The sequence below is a fragment of the Chromohalobacter moromii genome, assembly GCF_023091865.1.
GTDB classification, from domain to species: domain Bacteria; phylum Pseudomonadota; class Gammaproteobacteria; order Pseudomonadales; family Halomonadaceae; genus Chromohalobacter; species Chromohalobacter moromii.
Map to the genome: position 1 here is coordinate 1,267,354 of NZ_JAHXDI010000001.1, position 19,534 is coordinate 1,286,887.

The window sequence follows — 19,534 nt, forward strand, 5'->3', positions numbered from 1 at the left end:
GGAATCAGAAATATATGAAAACGCTTTGCGTGTTTGGAACACGACCGGAAGCCATCAAGATGGCGCCACTCGCGTTAGCCCTGAGCGCGGATTCACGCTTCGAATCCCAAGTGTGCGTGACGGGCCAGCACCGCGAAATGCTCGATCAGGTTCTGGATCTTTTCTCCCTGGTGCCGGATCACGATCTCAACATCATGAAACCCGGTCAGGATCTCACCGATGTGACCACGGCCATCTTGCAGGGCATGAAAGCCGTTCTGGCCGAGGTGAAGCCGGACATCGTGCTGGTGCATGGAGATACCGCCACGACGCTGGCGACGACGCTTGCCAGTTATTATCAGCAAATTCCGGTCGCGCATGTCGAGGCGGGGCTGAGAACCGGCAACATCTATTCTCCCTGGCCTGAAGAAGCCAACCGCAAGTTGACGGGAGCACTGGCCGAGCTGCATTTCGCCCCCACGGATCGCTCACGCCAGAACCTTCTGGAAGAGGGCGTTTCTCCCCACCAGGTGCATGTGACGGGCAACACCGTGGTCGATGCCTTGTTCGAGGTGGTGGAAAAGCTGGAAGGCGACGATACCTACCGCACGCGTTTCGAGCAGCATTTTGACTTTCTGGACAGCAACCGCAAGTTGATCCTGGTGACGGGGCACCGGCGGGAAAGCTTCGGTGAAGGCTTCGACCGCATTTGCCGTGCCTTGCATGATACCGCCGCGCAGCACCCCGAAGCACAAATCGTCTACCCGGTGCACTTGAACCCAAATGTACTCGAGCCGGTGAACCGGCTGCTGGGCGATGTCGATAATGTGCACTTGATCGAGCCGCTGGATTACCTGCCGTTCGTTTATCTGATGAATCGCTCGCATATCATCCTGACCGACTCCGGCGGCATTCAGGAAGAAGCCCCCTCGCTGGGCAAGCCGGTGCTAGTGATGCGTGAGACGACCGAGCGGCCCGAAGCGGTGCAGGCCGGCACGGTCAAACTTGTCGGTACTGATGTCGACACGATCGTGGGCGAGCTGCATAGCTTGCTGACGGACAAAACCGCCTATGAAGCGATGAGCTATGCCCATAACCCCTATGGTGATGGGAAGGCGTGCCAAAGAATTCTCGACGTTCTGGCAGACCGTTAATTTACGTTTTAGATCGTTTTCAGGAGTTTTTATAAATGGAGTTTAATACCATTGCCGTCGTTGGCCTGGGTTACATCGGTCTGCCGACAGCCGCCGTCATTGCGTCCCGGAAGAAAAAAGTCATCGGCATCGATGTGAACCAGCATGCCGTAGAGACAATCAATGAAGGGCGAATCCATATCGTCGAGCCGGAACTCGACATGCTGGTGCATGCGGCAGTGAAGGAAGGCTATTTGCATGCCACCACTACGCCCGAGCCTGCCGATGCCTTCCTCGTGGCCGTACCGACACCGTTCAAGACGAACCCGGAGCATACCAGCCACGAGCCGGATCTGACCTACATCAAGGCGGCCAGCCAATCCATCGCCCCCGTGCTCAAGAAGGGCGACTTGGTCATTCTGGAATCGACTTCGCCGGTAGGCGCCACGGAGAGCATGGCCGAATGGCTGGCCGAGGCTCGCCCGGATTTGAGCTTTCCGCAAACCCACGGCGAAGAGTCGGATGTTCGAATCGCCCACTGCCCCGAGCGCGTACTACCCGGGCATGTGATTCGAGAGCTGGTGGAAAACGACCGTGTGATAGGGGGCATGACCGCCAAGTGCTCTCAAGCCGCCACGGAGCTTTACAAGATTTTCGTGGAAGGGGAGTGCATCACGACGACGGCTCGTACCGCCGAGATGGCAAAACTGACCGAAAACAGCTTTCGAGACGTCAATATCGCCTTTGCCAACGAGCTTTCCATCATTTGCGACAAGCTCGATATCAGTGTTTGGGAGTTGATTCGTCTCGCCAACCGGCATCCTCGAGTCAACATACTTCAACCTGGCCCGGGGGTCGGTGGGCATTGCATCGCTGTCGACCCGTGGTTCATCGTCAGTGAAACACCGGATGAGGCTCGCCTGATTCGCACCGCACGTGAAGTGAATGATGGCAAGCCGCAGTGGGTGGTCGACAAGGTCAACGAGGCTGTCGGCAAGTTCCTGATCGAGAACCCCGACAAAACCGCCAAGGATGTCACTATTGCTTGCTTTGGATTGGCATTCAAGCCGGATATCGATGATCTGCGAGAGAGCCCGGCTCTTGCCATTGCCCAGCAAATCGCTACTTCCAACCCAGGCCAGACGCTGATTGTTGAGCCCAACATCGAAGAGCTGCCTATGAGCAAGCTGAATGGATGCACACTGGTTACTGCAGAGGGAGCACTTGAAAGCGCTAACGTCATTGTGCTTCTGGTTGACCATAAGCAGTTTAAAAACATCTCGCCGTGTGACGCCGGAGTTAAATATTTGGTGGATAGTAGAGGTGTTTGGAGTTGAGTCTGGATGTTTAAATAGCTCACGTGATGTCAGCCCGGAAGCAATATTATGTTATTTTTTCAAAAGGCCTTTTTTAAAGGTAAAAAAATAATCAAGAGGGTTTCTAAAAGGTTAGGTCTTTATGGCTTTTTAGTGTCGATTAAAAGGGGAGCTGTTGGTGCAGTTCGGATTGTCAGAAAGCCCGCTCTGGTTGTGGCTAAGGTTAAGTCAAGGAAACATCGTAGAGCTCTTGATGATGCTAGGTATTACTTCTATAAGCGTGGTAGCATTCAGCTTGCGGTAGATATTGTGGAAGAAGTCAAAGCCAAAGTGGGGAGGCTTGATAAAAAAGATAGAGAATTTCATGAGTTCTTGTATGGCTTACTGCGTTTGAAGAAGGGGTGGAATATTCCACCAAAGCAACCAAATGCTGGCCTATTTACTCACAAACATTGCATGCTTTATTGCCTACATCAATCTGTGCCTCATGCCACTAATGGCTATTCTACTCGTTCGCATGGTATTGCTGTTGGTTTGCAAAACGCAGGGTGGAAGGTGCGCGCTGCCACTCGATCTGGTTTTCCTTGGGATACGGGGGCGATAGGTCTTAATAAAGGTTATCATGAGGCCGAGGTTGATGGAGTTACTTACGCTGCCGTAAGTGGCTGGAACTTGGCCAAGACACCGTTAGATCACTATCTGGCTGAGGCTGCCGACCACTATCTGCGTGAGGCCCAAACCAGTGGCGCTGAGATTATCGTAGCAGCCTCTAATCATATCACTTCATTACCTGCCTTGTTGGCAGCTCGACGATTGGGGCTTCCCTTCGTTTATGAGGTGCGTGGTTTGTGGGAAGTGACCCAAGCTTCCACTCAGCCGGATTGGGCTGATTCCGAGCGATATCATTTGATGCGCACACTCGAGAAGCAGGCAGCACGCGAGGCGGAATTAGTAATCACCCTGACAGAAGAGCTTGCTAATGAACTCGCGTCGTGGGGCATTTCTCGCGAGCGCATCGTGGTGGTGCCTAACGCCGTCGATGCTGACCGTTTCCAGCCGGCATCGGCTGATGCCGAGGTAGCTAGAGAGCTAGATCTGATGCCTGGCATACCAGTGATCGGTTATGCAGGCAGTGCCGTGGCCTACGAGGGATTGGGGCTGTTGCTTGACTCGTTGGCATTGCTTAAAAAGCAAGGCCAAGACTTTATCTTCGTTTTGGTTGGTGACGGTAAAGTAATTGAGACTGTAAAAGACAAAGCCAAGGCGCTGGGTATTCAAGATAACTGCCGTTTTACTGGCCGAGTACCGTTTGATGAAGTCCCGCGATATTTATCTTGCATGGATATCATGCCGGTGCCGCGCCTCTCGTCTTCTGTCACTGAAATGGTCTCACCGCTCAAGCCCTTGGAAGCTATGGCCATGGGCAAGGCCGTGGTTCTTTCTGATGTCTCCCCCCACAAAATCATGGCGGGAGATAACCAGCGTGCTCAATTATTCTCTAAAGATAGTGCCGACGATCTATGCCGCGTGCTCAGGGCATTGATTGACAGCCCCGCGGAACGCAAGCGCCTGGGCCAGGCAGCTCGTACCTGGATCGAGAATGAGCGTACCTGGAATCATGTGACTAGCCTATACGCCGAGACCCTAGAGCGTGTGCGAGTCGGCTATAGCAATCCGGTATCGACTGACCAAGCTGTCACGGCTAAGAAATTGGAGCACGTCACTCTAGGGCTGATAGCAGATCGATTCACTACCGATACTCTTTCCAGCGCCATCAAGGTTGTGGCACTCTCACCAGATACTTGGCGACAAGAGCTCAGTCGTCAAAACATCGATGCCGTATTGGTTGAATCGGCCTGGAAGGGTAACAGCGGTCAATGGCATCGCAAGGTGGGCCACTACAGTGACGAAGAATTCGCTCCGCTAAGCGAATTACTAGAACACTGTCGTCATCAGGGAATACCTTCACTATTCTGGAACAAGGAAGATCCGGTCCACTTTGATCGGTTCCGTAAGGCGGCCAGTCTGTGTGACCATGTGTTTACTACTGATAGTCGCCGGATCATCTCCTACCTGGCCACCCCAGGGGCTCTGAGCCAGACTGCCACCAGTTGTCCATTCTACGCCTCACCTAAGCTTCACAACTTGTTGCCATCCTCCCGTGAATGGCAGTCCACCGCAGCTTATGGTGGCACGTACTATGGTCTGCGTTACCCCGAGCGCACCGAGTATATGGACAAGATCATGAGTGCTGCGGCCCCGCTGGGGCTTACGGTCTACGACCGTCAGCACGATGATCCGGAGTCTCCCTATAAGTATCCTGGTGGTTTGGATGGCTACGTAGCTGGCAGCCTCGACTACGATGAGATGGTTCAGGCCTACAAGGCTCATCCGGTACAGATCAATGTCAATTCAGTACTGGATTCTCCGACCATGTTCTCGCGGCGAGTTATGGAAGCTGCCGCGTGCGGCTCTCCGATTGTCTCCGGCCCAGCGCTAGGCATGAATCGTTACCTTGAAGGCGCCGGACATGTTGTGCGCACTGAAAGTGACGCTGCGCAAGCGCTGGAGAACCTTATGCATCACCCGGCTTATCGCTGGCGAATAGCTCTAAAGGGGGCTCGTGCGGTGATGCGCGCGCATACCACAGAGTTGCGTTTGACACAGATGCTGCGTACAGCGGGTCTGGTGATGACGGCTCCTGAATCACCATCACTAAACGTCTTGGCTAGAGAAATCACCATGAAGGGTGTACAGCGTTTGCTCGCCCAGACGCTGCGTCCTAGGTGCGTTGTCGCCGGACATTGGCATGCCGAGGCCCAGGCAACACTGGAGACTGCCGGGATCGAATGCACCTTGCTGGATGATGTGACTACCCAACATGATGAACTATGGCTGCTGGCTGACACTCATGTTTTAGAAGAGCTCGAGCCCGAAGATCTGGAAGACTTGGTTTGGCCAACCCTTTACGCCCCGCAAAGGCGCGTCGGCTTTATACGCGATGCTATTCTCAAAAAAGAAGAATGGCCGGGCGTAGCTTTGGAGAGTAGTAATGTTTCACCGGGAGTAGAGCTTATTCGCCCCCCTGCAGATATGGCTCTCGAGGCCCTCGACGATTGGGCCTCGCAGCAGTCAACGTTGGCCCTGCGCAAGCCTGCACAAGCCCACGAGCAAGCACCCGATGTCCCGCCTCAGAAAACGGTGGTGATTGCCGGGCATGACCTCAAGTTCATCAGGCCGTTTTATCCCTATTTTACGCAAGAGGGTATTCGGATACTCCTCGACTTTTGGAGTGGCCACAACCAGCACAATGAAATTGCCAGCAAGCGCCTCGTACGCCAAGCTGATACAGTGTTCTGCGAGTGGATGCTAGGTAATGCTATATGGTACGGCCAGCATAAGCGAGAAGGACAGAAACTGGTTGGCCGACTTCATTTACAAGAGATTGATCATGCACTCTTTTCGAAGGTACCCTTCGAAAACTTCGAGTCAGTAATATTTGTTGGTCCTCACATCTTGCGTCAAGCAGTTGCCAAGAACCCGGATCTTGAACAAAACGGCATCGTCATTTTCAATGGAGTTGATGTCGGAAGTTTTAAAGTGGTCCCTCGGAAAAAGACTAATAGGAAGGTGCTCGGTTTTGTAGGTATGGTCCCGCAGCGTAAACGGTTTGACCTTGCGCTAGACATTCTAAAAGAGCTCCGTAAGGAAGATACCGGTTATACACTACGTATCAAGGGAAAGCGCCCAGAAGAATACACCTGGATGGTTAAGCGCTCCGAAGAAATAGCTTGGTATGAAGCTCAATATCGACGTTTAGAAGAAGATCCGCTGCTGAAAAACGCAGTAATTTTTGATCCCCACGGCAACGATATGCCTGGGTGGTATGCGGGCATTGATTATGTGCTTTCCATGAGTGATTTTGAAAGTTTCCATTTTACGGTTGCCGATGGGGCTGCGGCTGGCTGCATACCGGTAATTCTACCTTGGGATGGCGCTGCTGAGATTTATCCGAGTGATTGGGTTTACCCTGATATTAAAACTGCTGCACAAGGGATAGTTAATGGTCCTAGATATGAAGGGGATATGGTTGCATTCATCATGAATAGCTTTGACATTGGAGTGGTGGCAAAAAAAATAACAGATGAGTTTTAACTAATTCTGTGCTTGCTATAAGTACAGCGTGATGTCACTAATAATGAGCCTGTATAGGAGGGTGCGATGAACTATCTTGTGTGTTCTACACAAAGGAGTGGGAGTTCTTACTTTTGTCATTTGCTTAAAAGTTCGTCTCTTCTTGGTCGGCCAACAGAGCTTTTTGGAAAGAAAGGAGGGTGCGATAAGGTAGCGAAAAAATATGATGTGGAGAGTGATGAGCTGACAGTTGCAAAGCTGGTTAAAGAAAAATGGACGAGCCATGAAACAGGTGTTTTTGGTTTGAAAATGCACTACCATCAATATATGGACTTTCTTAGTAAAAAAGAGCTGAAGAGTCTGATAGGTGATTTTAGGTATATCTACATAGATAGAGAAGACATGCTGGCCCAGGCAGTATCACTATTCAGGGCTAGGCAGACTGGTGCTTGGTCTAGTAACCATATACCCAAGGATGAAGTAGCTTACGATTATCAAGGCATAAAAGATGCGTTATATTTCATTTGCCAAGAAAAAGCACTTTGGAAAAGTTTCTTTGCGTCTATTGATGTGACCCCCTTGAATGTAGTATATGAAGAAATTGAGAAAAACCCGGTAGCAGAGGTTGAAAAAGTTATGGATTATCTGGGAGTTTCTAAGCCTGATTGCGTTAACTTCGGGGGGGATGTATACGTTAGCAAGCAGAGGGATGCACTGAGTGAAAAGTTTAAAGAAAGGTTTGTTCGTGAATCTAGAGAAAATTTAATTAGTGTTTAGCTTTAATATATGGATTTACGAAAGCGTGAATTGATCTTTAAATTGTTGCGATTCGGGCCGTTACTGGAAAATGGAATCAGATAAAATCGAAGTTGAGGTGGCCGGAAGAGTTTTTTGTTTTTACTTTTCTCCTGCCCAAGATCTAGATAAGCCTATCCTATTTATTTTTCATGGACATGGGTATAACTCTAGCCCTTCTGCGTTTAAGAGCCCAAATTGGAATGTTGTATGTCCCCTAGATGGTTATGGGTATAATGGGTTAGGTTCTTGGTTTTTGGGAGAGCAAGGAAATCTGTTTTGGCTGGAGGCAATGCCAAAGATATTAAGTTATGTAAGAGAGCGCTCAGGTGAAGGTGGGCTCTTTATGTGGGGATCAAGTATGGGAGGCTATGCAAGCATATTATATGGGCACTTGTTAGGGGCGCGTGCAGTATATGCTAATGTCCCTCAGACAGTTTTGCTAGACTCGAAGTACTCTGATAATGGCATGTTTAAGTACTTTTCATATATATTTGGTGGTGGGTATAGTAAGTATAACGACTTAAAGGAGGTTCTTAAGAAAAGGACGTCATGCAAGTATTTTCTATGTTTTAATCAGCTTGAGGGGTCTGATTATTTTGGCGAGCAAGGCTTGAATTTTATATCGCACTTACATTCATTTAAACAGCCTATGTACGTTGAAGTCAGGCCCCAATCTGCTCATGGGAAAAATCATGGAATTTCTGAAGCTATAGCCTTGTTCAAAAAGTATTAAGTTATGTTGTAACACTGATAGTGTTGGCCCTTTTTGGGGCGGGGAATAAACTTACTTGTAATATTTGTTATTAGGGGCTTGTCTAAGGTGAAGGTAATACTGCATATAGGATATCCTAAATCTGCATCAACGTCACTCCAGAACACCTTGGCGAGTTCAAGAGCCTTCCTGAGAAGCAATGGTATACTCTATCCAGAGTCGTTAATAGGGGGAAACGCAACCAAGCACGAAGAAATTTTGCGGTATCTTCGTTTGAATAAAGTTGAGAAGTTGGTGAGATTGCTTAAGCATGAGGTTAAGTGCTTTGGTGATCTTCATACTATCGTGCTTTCGACAGAGTCTATTATTAATCACCTTGATAGCATTGATGCTTCTTGTTGGCGACGGTTTTTTGAAAGCTTAAAGCAGTTGGGATCGCTAGAATTACTGGTGGTCCGTCGAGACTCAAATAGTTTCTTGAGGTCTTATTATAAGCAAGCTGTGATAAACCCATCATCACCGCTGGTGAGCTTTTATTCCACAAAGCTTACCCTTGAAGAATTTTCGGCTTTGCCTGAAATAAAGCGTCTGCTGGATTTCCAAGGAATGGTGAGTAAAGTAAAAGATCTTGCAGGCTCTAGTGCGAAAGTTTTCGAATATAGAGATGGCGTTGTTTGTGAAATTGTTAGTTGGTTAGTAAAAGATGTACGCTTCATAGAGGAGGAAGACTCTAGTAATGTTAGTCTCCTTGCTGAAGAAGTAGAAATTATTCGGCAGTTGAATGGAGTGGTGGTGTCAGAAGATGAGCGTAATGCTTGGTTTCGCTTGCTAAGCTACTGCTCTCCTTTTGGCAGTCGTACTGCGCTGACCTTAGCTGGCCGCTCCGAAGATGCAGTTATTATGGATCTAGAGAGCGATTGGCTTTTACATATTCAACCAAGTCTAAACAAAAACCTCGGCGTTGACGATGATAAGATGTTATCGATAGCCAATAAAGCCTATCAGTGGTTGCGTGCTTTTAAAAGATTCAACCTCACTGATAAAAGTTTGCGTGAAGAAGATATGATGTTTACGACCTTGAGGCCCAGCACCTTTGCGAGCCTTGAAGGATGTGTTTCAAGGAAAATCGATAATTCTATAAAGGATTCTTCCAATATACAGCTAGGAAGGGGGCTGTTTTGCTCGAAGCAACTTGAGTTATCTCCCTTTGAATCAGTGAATTTTTCAAGCTGGAGTGACTGGGAACAGGATCCACTCAATAACCGTAGTTGGCAGTGGCGCTTGAATTGGCTCTCGTTTTTGTCATATTTACAGGCGTACCACAATGCTTCACGCGATAATGAAGTGTTAAGCTTTGCTAGTGACGCCATTCAGTCTTGGCTGGATACTTATCTAGAGACAGATACGAGTTATCCCTTCGAGTTCATTTGGCATGATCACGCCACTGCGCTGCGCGCTGAGCAGTTGGTATTGTTTGCTTATTATTGTTATAGGTATGCACCAGAATGGGTCGAGCAGCATTCCGACTTTTTAGAATACTTGCAAAGAGCGCTGATGGTGCATGGGGAATGGCTCTCCAAAGATAGTTTCTATTCTGAGCATACTAACCATGGCTTGGAACAGGCACGAGTACTTTTACTGTTAGGGACAGTGTTTGAAGGTGTCCAGGCCCACGAATGGCAAGAACTTGCCATCAGCCGAATCTCTAGTGAGTTAGATTTTGCTTTTACGAGTGAGGGTGTTCATGTTGAGAACAGCCCAGCCTACCATGTTTTTGTTTTTAAGGTATTCTTGGGTATCATTAAAGACTATCCGGTAGAGGTGTTAGGTGATCTTGCGAAGCAATTTAATCAATTCTCCGCGAAAGCACTAAATTTTATAACTCATATTCTTCGCCCAGATGGAAAGCTGCCTCCTATCGGTGATACTGAACAATTACCTACCACTGACGCCTATCGCGAAATGCTAGGTGACACGAAGGAGTATCAATATTTTTTATACGCTTTAACCCAGGGCAAGCAGGGGGTGGCGCCCCCCGTGCTGAACCGTGTTTACCCCCAGACTGGCTATGCAATATTGCGTGATCAATGGTCTGTTAAAGAGCAATACCATAAGGCTTTTCATCTTGTTGCTAAAGTTGGCTGTTCCAGCCGATATCATCACCAGCAGGATGAAGGTCATATCAGTATATACGCTGGGGGAGAAGATTGGCTGATTGATTCAGGTTTGTATAATTATATAAACAAAGATCCAGTGCGCAAATATATGCGAAGTCGGCTAGCTCATAATGTCCCAATGATCTCTCATGCAAGCTATGATAAAGAGTTCGAGCATCGACTTAATGCTTGGGAAGTTACACATTATGATGACAATCCACCCAAACCCTATGTATGTATGAGAATAGGTGTGATGGCCCCGGTGTTACATGAGCGCCGAGTAGACTTTGACTCATTTGCGAAGTTAGTAAAAGTAAGCGATAATTTTGAAGGCAATGATGAGAAGTTGCGTAATGTTACCTTGCAGTGGCATTTTCCTAAAGATAAAAAAATTATAGTTGAAGATGGGCGGGTGCAGGTAGTCAGTCCCGTAGGTAATCGATTGTATATTGAGTTCGAAGGGGCCGTGCCGGATAATATCTCAGTTGTTAAAGGAGTAAAAGGAGAGCGAGTTTTTAGTTGTTTTTCATATAAAGCGAATACATTCGAGCCTAGTCAGTCCTTGCGAGTCCTTTTTAAAGAACGTGCCGTATTGAAAGTCGCTACTGTTTTTGAATTTGAGTTGGGTGAGCCTTGAGTTTGCATAGGATGCTTTTGGTTTTTATAATTGTCGTTTAAATTATTGATCATGGCAAGCCGTCTTTTGAGTTATATAGAATTTTTATTAATAGCTGTGTGGCGAAGTGTAAACAATATTTAACCTTTCTAGAGGGTGGTGGTTTTGGCTTTATATAAAGGTGCACTGATAACAACAGTGCTGACTGTTTTGCGATGGTCTCTTTCTATTGGCAATAAGTTTTTTCGTGTGGTGCCGGCAGAGACTATTTTGGTTATTGTTGCCACGCTAGTTTCGCAAGTCACGATATTGCTTGCATTTCTTTTGCCATTAAAGATATTGATTTTGTTGGGATCTACTGGAGTTCCTAGGTATTTCCCCTCATTTTTTGAAGGCATTGGTCATGATCTTTTGGTGGTGCTATTAAGCTTTGCGGCCATTGTTTTTTATTTTATTTATCATCTGGCGGAAAAGGTTGTTGCGCTGAGTGCTGATCGAGGTTCCAAGGTATTGTTAGAAAGGAACCAGAAAATTGCTCTGTTTGATAATCAAGAAGAGGTGGCGAGCCGCGGATATCAGAGGTATTCCCGTAGCCTGGCGGGAAGTGTTTTCTTGTTGCTGGTTGCCTTAGCGCTTATTTGGCTATATCCCGAACTGCTAGCGGTGCTAGTGGGGTTTAGCGTAATGGTCTTTCTCTTTTTTGCCGTGACTTATGAAAATAATGAGGGTATGAAAGGCAGTTTGGACGATGCGCCTGGCCGTGTCGTCAATACCGCTACTGGTATGGGGTTTCTGTTGACCTTCGGCTTTATGGTGGCCCAGTTTCTGATGGGGGAACCGCCTAGCCTTTTAGTAGCTATTATCTCCTTGATACTTATGCGTCAGGGTTTTTCCCGACTTACTGCATTGGTCAATGATCTGAAGGGCCTTTATACGCAGCGCTTCAAACTCAATGCTTTATTTTTTCATGGGCACGTACTGATCAATGAGTCCAAAAGGCATGAAAACAATTTCTGGTCGTTGCTGGATTCTTCGCAGCGAGAGCAATGGCTTGTTGATATTTTGAAAAGCGTGGTGGTACAGCCTATCTCTAAACTTGACATAGAGTGGTGGCAGTTGGGCGGGCAAGATATTGCTTGCTTGCGAGTTTGTGGCTTTGATGATGGAATGTCCAAAATTTCCGACCATATGATAAAGGTTTTTAATACTAATCGTAAGTCATTGGCCAAGCATGAAGCGACTCTCCTTTCCGTAGCCACTGGGTTGCCTGCTTTGTCGTTAACTTATGTTGATGAGGTGGGGGGGTTGCATTGCCATGTTTTTGAGTGGGAGCCAGTGAAGAAAATTCCAAAAAAGCAGTTGAATGTGGCCAAGCAGAAAATGGTTGAGAAGCTCCTTTCTGTTGAGCCAGCGCAGACTTTGGTTTCACAGTTTAAGCGCTCTCGCCCACCGATCTGGCAGCGTGTCGATTCCAGTCTTATAGCCCGGCTTCTCACTGTAGCGGAAATGTTGAGTCCCAAGCATGTGAGGAACGTAGAGCGATTTGGCGAGAAATTACCTTTGATCATGAACCGTCTTAGGGAGCTTCCTCTGACAATTATAAACCCTGAGTTTGGGCCTGAAACGTTTCTGGAGACTGAAGAGAAAGGTGAGCTGGTTCTAGCACATTGGGGGCGTTGGTCATTAGAGCCTGTTGGTGCAAACTGGCCCGTAGAGCCTAAACTGATCGAGAATATCGCCGTTGCTTTGGAGAGTGCGAAAACCCAACGAGTTGCGTTACATGATGTTGGCGAAAAAGATCTCTGCCTCTCTGCCTTGGTTTTTTCTCTAGAGCGATTTTATGCCCGCCAAGCATACGTTTCAGCGATCAAAATGATTCCCCGCATTTTGTCGTATTTCGCGATGGCAAGAAAGGAAAACCAAGGTAAGGTATGAGTATTGGGTGAATATGAGGAGTGTGGTTTGTATATTGTTTCCATGATTGTCTGGAACGAATTTCTCAATGATGCGCGAGTGACCAAAGAGGCTGAAACACTTCAGGAACAAGGGCACCAAGTAATCGTTCATGCACTCCACACCCCAGGGCGTACGCAAGAGACGGAAGCCCTAGAATCAGGGGTGAAAGTAGTACGTGTCGCGCGTAGTCCATTTTGGCGGTTACGAAAAGGGAAGGCTCAACAAGCCACGTCAAAAACCGCTAGCAAGGCCCAGCCCAAGGGACCGCTGCCTTCCATGCGGCCTCATCGGCAGTTGCTTCGTTTGATGGCGCGGTTATGGACTCATGCGCAGTTGGTGTATCAGCTCGTCAAATCTCGCCCGGATGTTGTGCACGCTCATGATGTGAACGTATTGCCTACGGCGTGGCTGGCCGCAACGCTGACGCGTGCTCCTCTGGTCTACGATGCCCATGAAATAAGTACCGACCGGGAGGGCTATGCGGCTTTCAAGGGCCTTGTCGCCTGGTTTGAAAGGCGTATCATGCCCCGCGCTGCTGGAACGATCACGACGACGGACGCTCGTGCCAAGTTCTTCGCGCGCGCCTATGGCGTCGAGAGGCCCGTGGTGTTACAGAACCGGCCGCGCTTGACCGTCGTGGCACGCAATGACCGTATACGAGAAGAACTCGGCTTGACTCAGCCTTGGCCCATCGTGCTGTACCAGGGTGGCATTCAGCAGGGGAGAGGGCTGCCCAGGTTGGTCGAGGCTGCCGCCAGCGTGCCTGATGCTTACTTCGTTTTCATCGGGGGCGGGCGTCAGGAGCGGGAGCTGTACGAGCTGCGTGAGAAGCTGGGGCTTGAGGATCGGGTTCATTTCATCCCCACGGTGGCGTTGAGTGAGCTTCCGCACTACACGGCGTCGGCCGATATCGGAGTGCAGCCCATCGAGAATACGTGCCTGAACCATTTCACCACGGATTCCAACAAGCTGCTCGAGTATGTGATTGCCGGGTTGCCCGTTGTCGCTTCTGATATGCCCGAGATTCGTAAGGTCGTCAGGCAGCACGAGCTGGGCCTGCTCATCGAGCCAGGCAATACGAAAGCCTTGGCTGAGGCCATTCAGGCACTTGTGAATGATCCAGCGAAGCGAGCCACGTACGCGGGGAATGCGCGTGAAGCCGCGCAGACGTTGAACTGGGAAGATCAAGAGCATTTGTTGGTATCGCTTTATCGCAAGATTTTCGACCAGCAAAGAAACAGAAGCGCGAAGAAGGATACCGCTTGAAAGTTCTGTTATTGACGTTTTACTTCCCCCCAGACTTGGGCGCAGGGGCGTTTCGAAGCCGAGCCTTGGTCGATGCCCTGATGGAGCGCCTGTCACCGGAGGATGAAGTAGAGGTCATTACCACGGCGCCCAACCGCTACGCCCAATACGATAGCGCCGCTCCTGAGGTCGAAACCTTCGATCAGGGGCGGCTCACCGTGCGGCGTGTCGATTTGCCCAGTCACCAAAGCGGCATGCTGGATCAGTCGAGAGCCTTCCTCGCTTACGCATGGCAGGTGGCGCGGCTGACACGCGGGAAGCATTACGATCTGGTGATCGCGACGTCATCGCGATTGATGACCGGGGTGTTGGGGCGCTTTGTGGCCGGTCGCGCGTCGACGCGTCTGTACCTGGATATACGCGATATCTTCGTGGAGAACCTGCCTTTCCTTCTGCCCAAGGGCACCCAACGCTTGGGCATCGGTTTCTTCAGCGCCCTGGAACGTTGGGCGGTTCGCTACGCGGCCAAGGTCAATCTGGTCTCGCCGGGATTCGGGAGCTATTTCGAACATCGGTTTCCCGATCAGGTATTCACCTGGCATACCAACGGGGTGGACCCGCTCTTTGCCGATGCGGCCTTGCAAGATGCCGAGCATCCGCAGCCGGCAACCGCTGATGTCGAAAATACGCCCGGTTCGGCAGCCTCACGTTTGCGCGTGCTCTATGCGGGCAATATTGGCCAGTGCCAGGGGATCGACCGCATCCTGCCGACGTTGGCTAAGCACCTCGAGGGGCGTGTCGATTTTCTGTTGATTGGAGACGGTGGGCGCCGTGAAGCGCTGGAAGCTGCCTTGAAGGTGCAAGGCGTTTCCAACGTGGAAATACGCGCGCCGATTGCCCGGGATCAACTCATCGAACAATACCGGCAAGCGGACGTGTTGTTTCTGCACCTGAATGATATGTTCTGCTTCTCGCGGGTCATCCCTTCCAAGCTGTTCGAGTATGCCGCGATGGGCAAGCCGATCTGGGCGGGCGTGCGAGCCTTCCCGGCCGAGTTCTGCCAAGAGCATATCGCCAACACCTCTGTGTTTGAGCCCTGCGATGCCGAATCCGCACTGGAGGCTTTCGAGACACTGGCGATGGCGCCGCAGCCGAGGCAAGCGTTCGTCGAGCGTTTCCACCGGGATAGGATCATGAGGGAAATGGCCGACGATGCACTCGCGTTGATTCGCTGAGTGAATATGGTTGAATGTCGGCCTCGTTTCAGTGTCCTCGCATGGCTCCTATAAACCGGTTTGGATTGTTTTGACTAAATGAGCAAGTCACCTCGCAAGAAGGTCATTACTGAGCGTTTTCCGGCGCAGGTCTTCGTTCCGATGATTGATGCTGGCGCCGTGCTCTTTGCCGGTTTCCTGGCCTATTGCATACGCTTCGGCTCCACGGATGTGCATGACCGCTTCTTGCTAGGCATGCTGATCATCGCGATCTTCGTGGTGATGGCGAATTTCATCGATGGCGCCTATGTGCGCTGGCGCACGACACGCCTTTCCAACATTCTGTTTCGCTTGCTCTGCATTTGGGCAATCGTCGCTCTGTTGGCGACCTCGATCATCTACCTGGCCGAGGCCTCCGTTCGGTATTCGCGCTTGTGGCTGGGGATGACCCTGCTGTTCTCGTTTGCCATGGCGGCGGGCTTTCGGATCCTGGTGATGCTGTCGCTGAAACGGGCGCGGGCGCTGGGCAAGAACTTGCGCGGCGTGTTCCTCGTGGGGCCGCAAGAGAACCTACTCAATGTCGCGCACGGCATGCGCCGGTCGCCGGGCGAGGGGTTTGCCATTGCCGGCGTGCAGCGCGTGAACGCGATACCGGATGAGGCTTTCCTCGAGACCCTGGCACGCCGGGTGGAGGCTTCCGACGCGCGTGAAGTGTGGCTATGCCTACCGCTGGAGATGGGCGGCACCGTGCAAGACATCATGTTCGCATTGCGCCACCAGACCGCCGAAGTGCGTTTCCTGCCGGAATTTCAGGATCTGAAGCTGCTCAACCATCGCATCAGCGAGGTGGCGGGTCGCTTCTCCATCGACCTGAGCGTCACGCCCATGACCGAAACGGCGCGCTTTCTCAAGCGCGTCGAGGATGTGGTGCTGGGCACGCTGTTCTTGCTCATTTCCCTGCCCATCGGGGCTGTCATCGCGATTATTCTGAAATACGAATCGCGTGGGCCGATTGTGTTCAAGCAGTACCGTACCGGCGTGAACGGGCAGCACTTCAAGGTCTACAAGTTCCGTTCGATGGAAGTGCATGACGAGCCCACCGGTCAGATCACCCAGGCGCAGCGGGGCGATCCGCGCGTGACGCCTTTCGGGGCGTTTCTGCGGCGTACCTCGCTGGATGAATTGCCGCAGTTCTATAACGTGCTGCAAGGGCGGATGTCGATCGTCGGCCCTCGGCCGCACGCCCTGAAGCACAACGACCACTACAAGGAGCTGGTCGAGTCGTACATGAAGCGCCACAAGGTCAAGCCGGGCATCACCGGATGGGCGCAAGTGAATGGCTTTCGCGGCGGGACGGACACCATCGAGAAAATGGAAAAGCGGGTCGAGCACGACTTGTGGTACATCGACAACTGGTCGCTTTGGCTCGATCTGCGCATCATCGGTTTGACGATCCTGCATGGCTTCATACACAAGAATGCGTATTGACGCATCGTGTGGCATGCAGGCTGACGGGCACATTGGTATATTCACGGGCCGCTGATGGTATCAGCGGCTTTTTCATGGAAAGGCCGCGTGGCGTCACCATGTCATTGCATGGCGCACCACGGGGCTGGAACGGCTGTTTTTGGGGGTGGAATGCTGCGTTCTCGCCTGTGGGAACCGAGCGGTATCGGTCGGTCTCCCGATGTTCTTGTGATCGTGGGGGTGACAACGCTGCTGGTGTATGGCCTGTTGCGTGTACTGTGGCCTGGCGTCGGCAGTCCTGCGGGGACCGCCACGGCGTTATTGGGGTTGATCGCCGTGCTGGCATGGGGGAAGGGCATACGCGGGACCACGCCCTTGTGGCTGCTACTGCTGTCGGTCGTCGTGCAGGTGCTGTCATGGGGGCTGGGATATCTTCATCATCCCGAGTGGGTGTCGAGCAACCCGGAAGTCGACCGGCTGGCTAAGCTGTTCATTTTCATTGGCGTTGCCTGGTGGCTGGGCGGAAGCTCCCGCAACACGCTGCTGGTATGGGGATTGGCGGTTCTCGGCTATCTCGTTGCCTCCTTTGCGGTCGGTGGCCTCGAAGAATGGCGCAAGGGCTTGGAAGGCATGCGAACCGGCTTTGGCATTCGCAATAAACAGCATGGCTCGATGCTGTTCGGGGTGGCCTTGCTGGGGCTTGCGATCTTTGCCCGCCGTATCATGACAAGCGGCACACGCTGGGTACCTTGGCGCTGCGTGGCCTGGGGGTTGGCGCTGGGCATTTGCGTGGTCGCTATTGCCATCGGGCAGACGCGCGCGGTATGGCTGGCCCTGGCCGTTTCTCTCCCCGTGGCCGTGTTGATCGTGTTGCTATGGGCGCGCTCGCGGGGCCTGGGCCAACGCGTGCTGCGCCCCGTGCTGGGGGGCATCGGCGTGGGGCTGGTGCTCATCGTGCTGGGGGGAGTGTTCTTCGGGGGCACGCTGAGCGAGCGCGTGGAGACGGAGTCCGGCGTCGTGGCGGAGCTGCTGCAGGGCGATCTGGAGTCGGTGCCCTATAGCAGTATCGGCATTCGTATTCATACTTGGGTGGCCGCGGGCGAATGGATCGCCGAGCGTCCCTTGGTCGGTTGGGGCGGTGAAGGGCGCGGCCTGGTGATCGACCATACCGAGTGGTTGCCAGACAACATAAAGGAGCGCTTCGGTCACCTGCACAACTTTTTCCTGGAAGTCTGGGTGGCGTATGGCTTGCTGGGGCTGGGTGTCATCGCGGCGCTGGCGTTCTGGATCGGCTGGGGCACCTGGCTGGCGTGGCGCGCGGGCGTCATCCCGAACGACATGGCGCTGTTCGGGGCGTCGTTCTTCGTGTACTGGATGATCGTCAATCAGTTCGAATCCTATAACTCGTTTTGGACGGGGGTGTACGTGCATAACCTCATCGTGGGCGGGCTGGTCACGCATATCTGGCGCTGGCAGTTGGAAAGCGGCCGGCGGGTGCTGGCCTGGCCGGCGCGGCGGAGCACGTGATGCGCACATTGGTGGTCGTGCGTTCCCTGAAGATGGGGGGCATGGAACGGGTGGCGATCAACCTGGCCGATGCCTTTGCGGAGGCCGGGCACGAGAGCCATCTGGTAGCGCTGCGGCGAGTGGATGAACCGTTGACGTCTTCCCACACCGGCGTGCGACAGCATCAGCTAGCGCTGAGCCGCTGGACCCGGCTGACCGTCGTCGGGTTGCTCGCGGAGTGGGTGGCACGCTGGTTGCTGAACCCCATTCTCAAGCGGGCACTGTTCCTGGGCACGGGGCTGATGGGCGGCGTGGTGTTCCGTCTGTGGCTCAAGCGCTTTGAGCGTCGCTATGGTCGGGTGGATCGCATCGTCTTTCGGGGGATCGGCACCTTCGAGCTCGTGTGGACGTTTCGCGATGAGCGGGCCTGCTACGTGCTGGAGAACATCTTCCATGCCAAGGGACCTTGCTGGCGCCGGCGCTTGTTCGCGCGCTGCCTGTATCAGGGGCGGGAATTGGTAGCGGTCTCCCAGGGCGTGGCGGAAAGCGTCAAAAAGGCGATGCCCTTTTGGCGATTCGAGCCTGCCAGCCTGCGGGTCATCCCCAATCCGTGCCCGATCCCCGCGATACGCGAGGCCATGCAAGCGCCCGAGCCGGACCTGCCGGCGGGGCCGTATATCGTCAACGTGGCACGCCTGGTGCCCGCCAAGGATCACGCCTTGCTGCTGCGCGCCTATGCGCGCTCGGGCGTGACCTTGCCGCTGGTGCTGGTCGGGGACGGCCGGGAGCGCGAGCGCCTCGAGGCCCTGGCGGGGGAGCTGGGTATCGCCGAGCGGGTGATCTTCGCGGGGCAGCGGCAGAACCCGTACCCGTGGATGCATCACGCGCGACTGTTCGTGCTCAGCTCGCGTTTCGAGGGCATGGGCATCGTGCTGTTCGAGGCACTGGCCTGCGGTACGCCGGTGCTGAGCGTGGATTGCCCCGGCGGCATTCGCAGCATTCTCAAGGGCGGGCTCGAGGACAGTGTCGTTCCCCATGACGAGGAAAGCCTGGCGCGCGGCCTGCAAGCCGCGTTGGAGGGGGAGCCCCCGCCAGTGCAGGAGTCGTGGCTGGATGACTTCAAGCCCGAGACGGTGGCCGCACGCTTCATGCATAGACCCGATGCGGATTAAGCGTTTTTTTCGACATTATATAAGACATTAGTACTACGCTCGTCATGCGTTAATTGCTATCATGCTAACTATTAAGACAGCATGATGCATATAACGAGGCACGACGCATGGAACATGGGCAACCGTATCT

12 protein-coding genes are annotated in these 19,534 nt (G+C 52.2%); all 12 read left to right on the forward strand.

The features are described from left to right. Positions 1 to 14: 14 nt before the first annotated feature. The 12 genes from wecB to KZO83_RS05740 all read left to right on the forward strand — a co-directional run bounded on the left by wecB (position 15) and on the right by KZO83_RS05740 (position 19,404). Positions 15 to 1,133, forward strand: a complete 1,119-nt coding sequence (gene wecB / locus KZO83_RS05685) for a non-hydrolyzing UDP-N-acetylglucosamine 2-epimerase (RefSeq protein WP_247620056.1) — start codon at positions 15 to 17, stop codon at positions 1,131 to 1,133. 35 nt (positions 1,134 to 1,168) lie between these two features. Continuing rightward, positions 1,169 to 2,449 carry a UDP-N-acetyl-D-mannosamine dehydrogenase gene (gene wecC / locus KZO83_RS05690; protein ID WP_247620057.1) on the forward strand — a complete coding sequence of 427 codons (1,281 nt, stop codon included), beginning with the start codon at positions 1,169 to 1,171 and terminating at the stop codon, positions 2,447 to 2,449. 48 nt (positions 2,450 to 2,497) lie between these two features. Continuing rightward, positions 2,498 to 6,583, forward strand: a complete 4,086-nt coding sequence (locus KZO83_RS05695; protein ID WP_247620058.1) for a glycosyltransferase — start codon at positions 2,498 to 2,500, stop codon at positions 6,581 to 6,583. Between the two features lie 66 nt (positions 6,584 to 6,649). Then, the gene (locus KZO83_RS05700) at positions 6,650 to 7,339 is read left to right on the forward strand and encodes a Stf0 family sulfotransferase (RefSeq protein ID WP_247620059.1); all 690 of its coding nucleotides are present in this window, start codon (positions 6,650 to 6,652) and stop codon (positions 7,337 to 7,339) included. A gap of 70 nt (positions 7,340 to 7,409) precedes the next feature. Continuing rightward, on the forward strand, positions 7,410 to 8,093 hold the full coding sequence (locus KZO83_RS05705; RefSeq protein WP_247620060.1) for an alpha/beta fold hydrolase: 684 nt from the start codon (positions 7,410 to 7,412) through the stop codon (positions 8,091 to 8,093). Positions 8,094 to 8,180: 87 nt separating this feature from the next. After that, positions 8,181 to 10,865: a heparinase II/III family protein gene (locus KZO83_RS16405; RefSeq protein ID WP_247620061.1), complete on the forward strand. Its 2,685-nt coding sequence runs from the start codon at positions 8,181 to 8,183 to the stop codon at positions 10,863 to 10,865. A gap of 144 nt (positions 10,866 to 11,009) precedes the next feature. Beyond that, complete coding sequence (locus KZO83_RS05715) at positions 11,010 to 12,779, forward strand: hypothetical protein (protein ID WP_247620062.1); 1,770 nt, start codon at positions 11,010 to 11,012, stop codon at positions 12,777 to 12,779. A gap of 27 nt (positions 12,780 to 12,806) precedes the next feature. After that, the gene (locus tag KZO83_RS05720) at positions 12,807 to 14,066 is read left to right on the forward strand and encodes a glycosyltransferase family 4 protein (RefSeq protein ID WP_247620063.1); all 1,260 of its coding nucleotides are present in this window, start codon (positions 12,807 to 12,809) and stop codon (positions 14,064 to 14,066) included. Further along, on the forward strand, positions 14,063 to 15,280 hold the full coding sequence (locus tag KZO83_RS05725) for a glycosyltransferase family 4 protein (protein ID WP_247620064.1): 1,218 nt from the start codon (positions 14,063 to 14,065) through the stop codon (positions 15,278 to 15,280). The genes KZO83_RS05720 and KZO83_RS05725 overlap by 4 nt, the downstream gene beginning before the upstream one ends. A 78-nt stretch (positions 15,281 to 15,358) precedes the next feature. Continuing rightward, complete coding sequence (locus tag KZO83_RS05730; RefSeq protein ID WP_247620065.1) at positions 15,359 to 16,747, forward strand: undecaprenyl-phosphate glucose phosphotransferase; 1,389 nt, start codon at positions 15,359 to 15,361, stop codon at positions 16,745 to 16,747. Between the two features lie 150 nt (positions 16,748 to 16,897). Beyond that, entirely contained in the window at positions 16,898 to 18,253 is a 1,356-nt protein-coding gene (locus KZO83_RS05735; RefSeq protein ID WP_247620066.1) for an O-antigen ligase family protein, read from the forward strand. Then, positions 18,253 to 19,404, forward strand: a complete 1,152-nt coding sequence (locus KZO83_RS05740; RefSeq protein WP_247620067.1) for a glycosyltransferase — start codon at positions 18,253 to 18,255, stop codon at positions 19,402 to 19,404. The genes KZO83_RS05735 and KZO83_RS05740 overlap by 1 nt, the downstream gene beginning before the upstream one ends. Positions 19,405 to 19,534: the final 130 nt, after the last annotated feature.

What these genes read in the sequence shown, in the direction of transcription:
- wecB (WP_247620056.1), top strand. Translation starts at nt 15, where the DNA reads ATGAAAACGCTTTGCGTGTTTGGAACACGACCGGAAGCCATCAAGATG.
- wecC (WP_247620057.1), top strand. Translation starts at nt 1,169, where the DNA reads ATGGAGTTTAATACCATTGCCGTCGTTGGCCTGGGTTACATCGGTCTG.
- KZO83_RS05695 (WP_247620058.1), top strand. Translation starts at nt 2,498, where the DNA reads ATGTTATTTTTTCAAAAGGCCTTTTTTAAAGGTAAAAAAATAATCAAG.
- KZO83_RS05700 (WP_247620059.1), top strand. Translation starts at nt 6,650, where the DNA reads ATGAACTATCTTGTGTGTTCTACACAAAGGAGTGGGAGTTCTTACTTT.
- KZO83_RS05705 (WP_247620060.1), top strand. Translation starts at nt 7,410, where the DNA reads ATGGAATCAGATAAAATCGAAGTTGAGGTGGCCGGAAGAGTTTTTTGT.
- KZO83_RS05730 (WP_247620065.1), top strand. Translation starts at nt 15,359, where the DNA reads ATGAGCAAGTCACCTCGCAAGAAGGTCATTACTGAGCGTTTTCCGGCG.
- KZO83_RS05735 (WP_247620066.1), top strand. Translation starts at nt 16,898, where the DNA reads ATGCTGCGTTCTCGCCTGTGGGAACCGAGCGGTATCGGTCGGTCTCCC.
- KZO83_RS05740 (WP_247620067.1), top strand. Translation starts at nt 18,253, where the DNA reads ATGCGCACATTGGTGGTCGTGCGTTCCCTGAAGATGGGGGGCATGGAA.